Source organism: Dietzia sp. SLG310A2-38A2 (genome assembly GCF_014145095.1).
Lineage (GTDB): Bacteria > Actinomycetota > Actinomycetes > Mycobacteriales > Mycobacteriaceae > Dietzia.
Window position 1 is genome coordinate 3,697 of record NZ_JAALDX010000286.1, and the last position, 9,251, is coordinate 12,947.

Annotated in this window: 12 protein-coding genes and 1 pseudogene; 4 read left to right on the top strand and 9 right to left on the bottom strand. The window is 68.2% G+C overall.

What is annotated here, in order from left to right; genetic code table 11:
- A partial coding sequence (locus tag G6027_RS18825; protein ID WP_241727028.1) for a prolyl oligopeptidase family serine peptidase occupies positions 1–421 on the top strand: 421 nt, incomplete at its 5' end.
- On the opposite strand, the gene G6027_RS10585 is transcribed toward G6027_RS18825, so the two are convergent.
- The 3 genes from G6027_RS10585 to G6027_RS10595 are packed head-to-tail and all read right to left on the bottom strand — an operon-like array spanning position 381 to position 2,983.
- Positions 381–1,280: an alpha/beta fold hydrolase gene (locus G6027_RS10585; RefSeq protein WP_182637144.1), complete on the bottom strand. Its 900-nt coding sequence runs from the start codon at positions 1,278–1,280 to the stop codon at positions 381–383. The genes G6027_RS18825 and G6027_RS10585 overlap by 41 nt on opposite strands.
- Positions 1,281–1,317: 37 nt before the next feature.
- Positions 1,318–2,409 carry a DNA alkylation repair protein gene (locus G6027_RS10590; RefSeq protein WP_182637145.1) on the bottom strand — a complete coding sequence of 364 codons (1,092 nt, stop codon included), beginning with the start codon at positions 2,407–2,409 and terminating at the stop codon, positions 1,318–1,320.
- A 4-nt stretch (positions 2,410–2,413) separates the two neighbouring features.
- On the bottom strand, positions 2,414–2,983 hold the full coding sequence (locus G6027_RS10595; RefSeq protein ID WP_187702803.1) for a CGNR zinc finger domain-containing protein: 570 nt from the start codon (positions 2,981–2,983) through the stop codon (positions 2,414–2,416).
- A 91-nt stretch (positions 2,984–3,074) separates the two neighbouring features.
- Between G6027_RS10595 and G6027_RS10600 the strand changes: the two genes are divergently transcribed.
- The gene (locus G6027_RS10600; protein WP_182637147.1) at positions 3,075–3,365 is read left to right on the top strand and encodes a hypothetical protein; all 291 of its coding nucleotides are present in this window, start codon (positions 3,075–3,077) and stop codon (positions 3,363–3,365) included.
- Between the two features lie 115 nt (positions 3,366–3,480).
- Here G6027_RS10600 and G6027_RS10605 read toward each other — a convergent pair whose 3' ends face one another.
- The 6 genes from G6027_RS10605 to groL form a co-directional block, all read right to left on the bottom strand.
- Entirely contained in the window at positions 3,481–4,590 is a 1,110-nt protein-coding gene (locus G6027_RS10605; protein ID WP_182637148.1) for an alpha/beta hydrolase family protein, read from the bottom strand.
- A gap of 364 nt (positions 4,591–4,954) precedes the next feature.
- Positions 4,955–5,116 carry a hypothetical protein gene (locus G6027_RS10610; RefSeq protein ID WP_182637149.1) on the bottom strand — a complete coding sequence of 54 codons (162 nt, stop codon included), beginning with the start codon at positions 5,114–5,116 and terminating at the stop codon, positions 4,955–4,957.
- A 118-nt stretch (positions 5,117–5,234) separates the two neighbouring features.
- Positions 5,235–5,396, bottom strand: a complete 162-nt coding sequence (locus G6027_RS10615; RefSeq protein WP_182637150.1) for a hypothetical protein — start codon at positions 5,394–5,396, stop codon at positions 5,235–5,237.
- 392 nt (positions 5,397–5,788) lie between these two features.
- A complete protein-coding gene (locus G6027_RS10620; RefSeq protein WP_182637151.1) occupies positions 5,789–5,944 on the bottom strand; it encodes a hypothetical protein in 156 nt (51 codons plus the stop codon).
- 51 nt (positions 5,945–5,995) lie between these two features.
- Positions 5,996–6,139 (bottom strand): hypothetical protein, encoded by a 144-nt coding sequence (locus G6027_RS10625; protein ID WP_182637152.1) that lies wholly within the window; start codon positions 6,137–6,139, stop codon positions 5,996–5,998.
- A 279-nt stretch (positions 6,140–6,418) separates the two neighbouring features.
- Positions 6,419–8,041: a chaperonin GroEL gene (groL, locus tag G6027_RS10630; RefSeq protein ID WP_182637153.1), complete on the bottom strand. Its 1,623-nt coding sequence runs from the start codon at positions 8,039–8,041 to the stop codon at positions 6,419–6,421.
- Between the two features lie 284 nt (positions 8,042–8,325).
- Here groL and G6027_RS10635 point away from each other — a divergent pair, with 284 nt between their 5' ends.
- Positions 8,326–8,802 (top strand): SRPBCC family protein, encoded by a 477-nt coding sequence (locus G6027_RS10635; RefSeq protein WP_182637154.1) that lies wholly within the window; start codon positions 8,326–8,328, stop codon positions 8,800–8,802.
- Between the two features lie 5 nt (positions 8,803–8,807).
- A pseudogene (locus G6027_RS10640) lies at positions 8,808–9,251 on the top strand (hypothetical protein); the annotation flags it as partial.

Consider the following 9,251-nt stretch of genomic DNA (forward strand, 5'->3'; position numbering starts at 1 on the left):
CACCCGCTACCCGGAACTGTTCGGCGCGCTCGCGATCGCGGTCCCGCTCCTGGACATGCGGCGCTACCATCTGCTGCTCGCCGGCGCGTCCTGGATGGCCGAGTACGGCGACCCCGACTCCGCGGACTGGGACGACTTCCTGGGCGCGTACTCGCCGTACCAGCACGTCCGGCCGGCCTCGGAGGGCCGGTACCCGCCGGTCCTCATGACCACCTCGACCCGTGACGACCGTGTGCACCCGGGACACGCCCGCAAGATGACGGCCGCGCTCGAGGCCGCGGGTCACGAGGTGGCGTACTACGAGAACGTCGAGGGCGGACACGCCGGCGCTGCGGACAACTCGCAGGAGGCCCGGAAAGCGGTTCTCACGTACGAGTTCTTCAGGCGTCGGCTCCCTCGTCGTCGTCCCGCGACGGACTGAGCGCCACCTCCCGGTCCATCCACGCCAGCACCCGGGTGACCACCTCGGTGGGCTTGCGCGCCCACGTGTTGTGGCCGAGCGCCTCCGGCTCCACCTCGAGGCTCGTCCGGGCGGCGGGCAGCATCGCCAGCAGGCCACGGGCCGCGCTCTCGGGGGCGAGGGGGTCCTCGGCGATGACCACCGAGAGCGCCGGGACCGTGACGCGGGCCAGGCCCGCCCGGTAGTCGAGGTCGGCGCGCGCCGGCTGCATGTCGCCCCGGGCCGCGAGGCGGGACCAGTCACTGATGCGATCGGCCGGGATCTTCCCACTCGCGCCGAAGAACTGTCCCGGCACGTGTCCCGCCAGCCACCCGATGGTGGGGAGAAGGATCGAGCCCAACCGCAGTCGTCGGCCCAGGGCCCGGGGATATCCGCGGTGGAACGGGGACTGCGCCGCCACCGCCACCAGGCCCACCACTCGGGGGTCGTGCCGCGCCAGGTGGTAGACGCCGATCTGGGCGCCCATGCTGTGGCCCAGCAGCACCACGCTCCGCGTCCCGAGCTCGCGCTGCATCGCGTCCAGCGCCAGCGGGACGTCCTCGGCGGCGCTCTCGTGGTATCCCGCTGCTCCCCCACCGCGACCGATGCGGTGGGTGCTCTCGCCCTGGCCCCGCAGTTCCGTGATCGCCACGTCCACGCCCTCGGCGGCCAGCGCGCGCGCCAGCGGGAGGTAGTACCGGGCGCCGACGGCGATGCCGGGCAGAACCAGAACGGCGGGCCTATCGGCGTCCCGCGCATCGGCGTCCACCATCAGTAGCGGACTCGTGCTGCCGTCCGCGTGCCGGAGCTCGGTCCGCCGCGGGTCGTCGGTCTTGGTCATGCGTACAGTTTGCCAGCGGCCCACCACCGGAGTGCAGTCAGAGTGCAAAGGTGGCCCGCGGGTAGGTCTGCGCGTTGATCCGGAGCGCGATGGCGTAGCGACCCGGGTAGTACCGGCGCGTCGACCGGTTCCGGAAGTCGTGTGATCCCCGGACGATCGAGCGGCCCCCCGCGTCGACCCGCTTCCGACCGAGTGAGAAGACCTTGACCCGTTCACCACCGCGCGCGTCAGGGAAGTGCAGGACATAGCTGAGCAGCAGGGACGCGCGCCCGTCCGCTCGATTGTCGACAGCCGTTCGGAAGTGCACCGTGGGGCCGGTCGTCGCCGCGCTCAGCTCGACCTCCAGCGGTGCCACGAGGAGCTCGATGGGCGGGTACCCCAGAATCTCCAGTGCCCGGGCGTCACCGTCCTTGAGCACCGTCCGCAGTGCGTGGCGCGTCGTGCTCGCGACGTGCGTGCCTCCGCCGCGTTGCCACCCCAGCGCTATGTCGACAGCGGTGTCCGGATCAGACCTGCTGTGATCGTTGACGTGGTTGGCGACCGATCGGCGAACCTCCTCCCGAGGGTCGTCGTAGAGGGCATCGAGAACCGGGCGGGTCAGCGCCGGGTCCGCCATCACCTCGGGCAGCCGTGCGGCCCACGGCAACAGGGGTCGGCTGCCCTCCGAGGCGAGTCTGCGGACCTGCCAGTCAGGGGCCGTGGTCCACTGGGTCATGACCGACAGTGCGCGAGGGAGATCGTGGCGCAGCAGGGGCCGGACGGCGAACTCCGAGGTGAACCGGTGCGTGAGGTCGCCCAGGAGCCCCATCGACTCATCGAACGCGCCCGTGGTACCGCGGTCTATCGCCGTAGTCGCGAGGGCCAACCCAACCGGCCACAGCTTCCACCCTCGGCTGTCCGGGTCCTCGTGCAGCGCCTTCACCACACCGGCCATGCGTGTGTAGTCGCCGCCGATATCGGTCATCACGCCCTCCGCGAGCGATCGAGCGCGCGCGCTCAGAGTCAGCGTAGACAGCCTCTCGGCCGCAAGGCGGGTGGCGGACAGCGAGATGCTGGGGTCGACCCGCGACAGGGCGGCGATGAGCTCTCTCGCCTCAGCAGGCCCGAGGAGTTCGTCCGCGGTAGGCACCTGATCACCCGGCGTCGGGGTGCTGCAGTGTGCGCTGGCGGAGCCTGGTCGCGCGGGCGCGGGTGCCACACCGCACCGTGCACCAACTCTGGTCGCGCCTACCGGGCATGAAGAACATCCCACACCCCGGCGCCGGACACCGTCGCACCAACCGGGTTCGGGCGTTCGGATCCCCGACCGTACGAAGCGTCTCGCGGGCCACTCGACCGGCCGCGTCCCCGGTCAGTTCAACCGCCTGCAGGTGACCTGCTCGATCCACGGCGAACGTCAACGGAGCACCCGCCGCAAGCGCGTTGAGTCGCAGGCGCGTCTCCTCCGGCATCGGAACCGCCCTGTCCGCGGCGTCCAATGCGGACCGGACGTCACCGCGTAGTTCCACCAGCTCGGCGAGCGGCATACCGGCCAGTTGTGGATCGTGGACCTTCTGCCGCCACACCGCCAGCGTCTCGCCGGCGGCGAGTAGATCGATGTGCCCAGACCCGGGTTGACGGGGATCGTCGATCACGACGGTGTTGGCGATCGCCAACACCGAGTTCTCATCGATCCACGGCATCTCGAACAGGTCGCTTTGCATCTCCACAGCATAACGCACTGCACGTCCAAAGCCGTGATACGGTCATAACGGTTTCAACTCCTGAATCCGTTACCTATCAAGGAGGGTCCTCATGCCTGTTGTCGAGTTCGTCCGATTCGAATCCACCGATGAGGTGGGGCTCGTCGAACACCGGGATCGGCTCATCGAGCTGCTGCGCGAGCAATACCGGGAGGACTTCGTCCACGCCTCGCTTGCGCGGTGCGACGACGGCTCGTTCCTGGAACTGATCACATGGGCGTCGGCCGACGCGGCCCATCGCGCCGCCTCGGAAATGCCCGGCGACCCCCGGGCCGCCGGATTCTTCACCCGAATCGGCACCGTGCGCGAGATGGGCCACGCCGAACTTCTCCACCACGCCTGAGGAGACTCGGACGCGGACACGCGGCCCCGTCACACGAGAACGGACCCCGCCCCACTCGGATGGTGGGACGGGGTCCGTCGGAGCCGGGACCCGAGGGTGCCGGTGCGTCAGCCGATCAGATCGGGCCGTAGCGCGCGTTCATGGCCTGGGCCATCATGGGCCAGGACTGCTTGAGATCGTCCTCCCAGTAGCCCCACGAGTGTGTGCCGTTGGGCGCGAAGTCGAACTGGGCCGGGACCTGCAGCTCACCCAGACGGCGGGCGAGGTTGGCCGTGCAGTACTGCGTGGCCGCCTCGATGATGCCTCCGACGATCGCCTGGTTGGCGAGGGCCGGGATGCTGTTGCGCAGTCGCCAGTTCTCCAGCGACTCGTGCGGGCCGGGCAAGCCGTTGCCGGTGGAGATGAACATGGCCGGCAGCGTGCCGTTGTCGCGCTGGGCGACGAACTTGTGCGCCTGGGCGACCGGGTCGTTGGCCACCCAGCCCGGACCCGGGTAGGGGCCCCACATGTTGTCGAGGTTCGCGCCGCCACGCATGCCGGTGACGATGTTGATGAACTGGTAGCCGATCGGGGTCGACGTCTCGGCACAACCCGAGTACGAGCCGATGGCCTGGAACCGGCCCGGGTGGTTCTGGGCGATCGTCAGGACCGACGTGGCGGTCATCGAGATCGCGGCGAGGCTGCGCTTGCGGTTCGGGTAGTTTCCGCCGTACCGGCCCTCGAAGAGGTTCGGGAGCTCCTGGGCGAGGTAGGTCTCGAACGCCATCGGGCGGTCGGTCTCGCGGGCGTAGCGGGTCTGGACGTTGGGATCGTGACGCTGCCAGTCCGTGTAGTAGGAGAAGGCACCACCGATCGGGGTGACGGTCCAGACGTCCTTGTCGGCCATGAAGGCCTTGACGTCCGACTGCGCCTGCCAGGTGGCCGAATCCTCGCCGCCACCGGCGCCGTTGACCAGGTAGAGCACTGGCGCCCCGGCGTTACCGTCGCGCGGGCGCTGCACGATGTTCGGGACCTCGATGGCCATCTTGTCCGACCACACCGACACGATCAGTCGACCGTCGGGAAGCTGGGTCTCGACGACCTTGTTCTGGGCGGTCGCCTTGGTGTACTGGATGTTGCCGCCCTGGGCCTGTGCCGTGCCCGTGGCAACGACGGGGACCATGGCCGCGGCGATGGCCGCTGCGGCGACCTTGGTACCCAACCTGCCGCTCTTGACTGAACGCATATTCCGACGCCTAACCTTCTCGTTGTTCACAGACGGACCCGGGCAGACCCTCGCTTGACAGCTAACCCGATTCCCAGTAGTCACACAAGTCCCACTAAGCACACTCCCGGGAGCATGCCTACAGGACCGAGTCTTGCGCCCGCCGGGCACCATCCGAGGATTCCATACCCGGGTGGCCCGCCGGTAACCGCGGAACCACCCTTGCGGCTCACGTCAACATTATCGACGCTACCCAGCCGCCTGTTACCGATATGAACAAATTCCTATACACCCCTCGCGGCGCGGGTGCGGGCACCACACCGGACGCGACACGGGAAAGGGCCCCGGGCACGGCCCGGGGCCCTTTCTCGATCAGCTGTACGACTCAGGCCATGAAGCCGGCGTCGAAGGCCTTCTGGAAGTCGCCACCGGCGAAGTAGCCGATACCCTTGACGACGTTGTTGACGGCGCCGAGCAGGCCGCCCGCGAGGTCGACGAGGCCCTTCGGGCCGAGCAGCTCGCCGACGGAACCGAGGTCGATACCCATGCTGTACTCCTAGAGAGAGGTGTGGTCCGGACAGATCCGGGCCGAGATGATTTTCGGGGGGTCGGCTGCTTTACGCCGCAGCCGGGGCGTTGCGCCGGAGCGCGATGACCGAAGCCGATCAGAGGCCGCTGACGTCGACGTCGCCGCCGCCGAGGCTCCCGAGCGCGCCCAGCGCGTCGAGGGTGCCCTCACCCGTGAGCGAACCCGTGAAGCTGACCGCTCCGTCGATGAGGTTCTTGACCGCGGTGAGTGCGGCGCTGATGGCGCTGAAGTCAGGCATGTGTATCTCCCTTTGAAAGTGGTGCCCCGGCTCATGGGGCCAGGGTCAGATTAGTCTGAGCGGCGCCGAAGTCAATTGTGACCTACGTCTCTGCGGCTGCGCGGTGCCACATATGCAACTCAGAGCATCCATTGTGGTGCAGATCACGGATGCGAGGAAATCCTAACACCCGCACGTAGCTGGGCAAATACCCTTCAAGCATTGACTTAATTAAGAACGTGAGCATTACCTCACGAATCGCGATCCGCCTCGACCCCGTCTGGTTACCTTTAGGTCGATAAACATTCATCTAGACAAGCGCCCACAACAGAGCAGTGCGGCCCGCGCGAGGGAGATCGCGCGGGCCGCACCGGTGCGCCGGGGGCATGGCCGCCCCCGGCAGGTTCAGGTCATCACATCATGAAGCCGCCGGCGAAGGCCTCCTCGAAGTCGCCTCCGGTGAAGTAGGCGAGGCCGGAGAAGAGGTCTCCGAAGGCGCCGAGGAAGTCGTTGACATAGCCGAGGGCGCCGCTGACGCCGGCGAGGGATCCGAACTCGGGGAAGAACATGGTGTGCTCCTGGGTCTGCTGGGTGGTTATCTCTGGAGGTGGACTCTGGGATCAGTCGGCACTGATGCTCGACACGGCCTCGAAGAAGTCGTTCATGCCCCCCTCGCCTCCCAGCGACCCGGTGAATGTGACGACGGCTCCGAGGATGTCGGTGATGCCTCCGAAGAGGTCGGACAGCTGACTGAAGTCGGGCATGGTGTTCTCCGTTCTCGTGCGTTCACGGCACCCTTCGAGGCGCCTGAGAGTGACTCTAAAAAGGACACATGTCCACCACAAGAGACGAAACCGCACCTTAACCGCAGATCACAGGCAATTTACGCGACGCAATCAAGATGACGATCCTGTTACGGACCGGCCCCCGCCCCGCAGCGGGCGACCAGCCTGGATACACCATCCGGCAGCACCGCAAAAGGCCGTGGCCCGCACCGGAGTTCTCCGGTGCGGGCCACGGCCCGGCTGTCTACGTGGACTGGGTCAGAAGCCCATGCCACCCATCTCGTCGCCACCCGGCATCGCCTGACCGGCGGGCTCGGGCTTGTCGGCCACGACGGCCTCGGTGGTGAGGAAGAGCGCCGCGATGGAGGCGGCGTTCTGCAGCGCGGACCGGGTCACCTTGACCGGATCGTTGATGCCGACCTCCAGCAGGTCCTCGTACTCGCCGGTGGCGGCGTTGAGGCCCTGGGCGCCCGGGAGGCTGCGGACCTTCTCCGCCACGACGCCCGGCTCGAGGCCGGCGTTGAAGGCGATCTGCTTGAGCGGGGCGCTCAGCGCGAACTTGACGATCTTCGCGCCGGTGGCCTCCTCGCCCTCGAGGGACAGACCGTCGATGGCGACCTCGGACTTGACCAGGGCGACGCCGCCGCCGGCGACGATGCCCTCCTCGACCGCGGCCTTGGCGTTGCGGACCGCGTCCTCGATGCGGTGCTTGCGCTCCTTGAGCTCGACCTCGGTGGCCGCGCCCGCCTTGATCACGGCGACGCCGCCGGCGAGCTTGGCGAGGCGCTCCTGGAGCTTCTCACGGTCGTAGTCCGAGTCGGAGTTCTCGATCTCGGCACGGATCTGGTTGACCCGTCCCTCGATCTGACCCTGATCGCCCGCGCCCTCGACGATGGTGGTCTCGTCCTTGGTCACGACGACCTTGCGCGCCTTGCCCAGCATGGAGATGTCGGCGGTCTCGAGCGAGAGGCCGACCTCCTCGGAGATGACCTGGCCACCGGTGAGGATCGCGATGTCCTGCAGCATGGCCTTGCGACGGTCACCGAAGCCCGGAGCCTTGACGGCGACGGACTTGAAGGTGCCGCGGATCTTGTTCACGACGAGCGTGGACAGGGCCTCGCCCTCGACGTCCTCGGCGATGATCAGCAGGGACTTGCCCTCGCCGATGACCTTCTCCAGCAGCGGGAGGAGGTCCTTGACGGTGGAGACCTTGCCCGAGACCAGCAGGACGTACGGATCCTCCATGACCGCCTCCTGGCGCTCCGGATCCGTCATGAAGTACTGCGAGATGTAGCCCTTGTCGAAGCGCATACCCTCGGTGAGCTCGAGATCCAGGCCGAAGGTCTGCGACTCCTCGACCGTGATCACGCCCTCCTTGCCGACCTTGTCCATGGCCTGGGCGATGAGCTCGCCGATCGCCGGGTCGGCGGCGGAGATGCCGGCGGTCGCAGCGATCTGCTCCTTGGTCTCGATCTCCTTGGCGGAGGCGATCAGGTGCGCGGTGACGGCCTCGACGGCCTTCTCGATGCCGCGCTTGATGCCCATGGGGTTGGCACCGGCGGCCACGTTGCGCAGTCCTTCACGCACGAGCGCCTGGGCCAGGACGGTGGCGGTGGTGGTTCCGTCGCCCGCGACGTCGTCGGTCTTCTTGGCGACCTCCTTGACGAGCTCCGCACCGATCTTCTCGTACGGGTCCTCGAGCTCGATCTCCTTGGCGATGGAGACGCCGTCGTTGGTGATCGTGGGGGCGCCCCACTTCTTCTCCAGCACGACGTTGCGACCCTTGGGGCCGAGCGTGACCTTGACGGCGTCGGCGAGCTGGTTGAGACCGCTCTCCAAGCCGCGACGGGCCTCTTCATCGAACGCGATCATCTTTGCCATTGGGTGAATCATCCTCCGGGAGTGGGGTGACACGTATGTGGTCGGCGTCGGCGCCCGCGACGGACGGTGCGGACCGTGTCAGATCCGCGCCTCACCTTGCGACCTCAGTTCAGGTTCCTACTGGCACTCAGGGTAGCCGAGTGCCAACCGCTTTTCTAGCACTCGCCCCCCACGAGTGCAAAGGGTGCGCCCCGGCGTTCGCGACGGGCGAACGACACGCACGGCCGTGCCCGGTCCCCTACCATCGAGACGCCATCACGCCCGTCCACGTTGGAAGGCCCTTCATGCCCACCGAGTCCGCGCCCGTCGGCGCCATTGAGAGTTCGATCGAGATCGACGCCCCGCCGGCCCGGGTATGGGAGGTCGTCTCCGAGGTCCGCAACGCCCCCCAGTGGAGCAGCCAGGCGCACAAGGTCGTCGCCCTCGGTGGCCGCACGACCGCCGGGACGTGGGCGCTCAACATCAACAAGCGCGGCCCGCTCTTCTGGCCCACCACCAGCCGTGTCGTCGAGTTCGAGCCCGGCCGCAGGTTCGCCAACCGCATCACCGAGAACACCACCATCTGGGCCTTCGAGCTCGAGCCCACCGCCGATGGCGGCACCCGGCTCACCGAACGCCGTGAGGTGCCGAGCGGCCTGACCTTCATCTCCAGGTTCCTCACCGACAAGGTGTTCGGCGGCCAGCCCTCGTTCACCAGGGAACTGGACAGGGGCGTGTCGACCTCCCTGAAGCGGATCAAGGCCCTCGTCGAGCAGGGCTGACCGACATGGCCGGGGTGGGCGTGGTCGCGGCGGCCCGGACCGGGCTCTCGACGATCCTCGCGGGCTCCCTCGTGGCGGCGCTCACCGGGTGCGCACTCTGGTCCGACGACACGGACCCGGCCGCCCCCGACCGCGAGGAACCCGGCCCCACCCTGGCCGCGGGCCCACCACCCGGTGACTGGCAGGACGTCCGCAGCCCGACCGGCCTGGTCTACTCCGTCCCGCCGGAGTGGGAGCTGGGCGATCCGTTCGGCTCCCCCGCCCCCGGCGACCCGGACGTCCCGCAGGACCCGGGATCGGACTGGGGGTCGGGGTTCGTCACCACGGCCAACGCGATCGCCGATCGCGGGTACTGTGCCGCGTCCGGGCTGTCGTTCCGCACCCTGGCCGGCATCAGCACGGTGCTCCCGGGCGACGCCCGCGACCAGGCCGAGTCCGCCTCCCGCGCA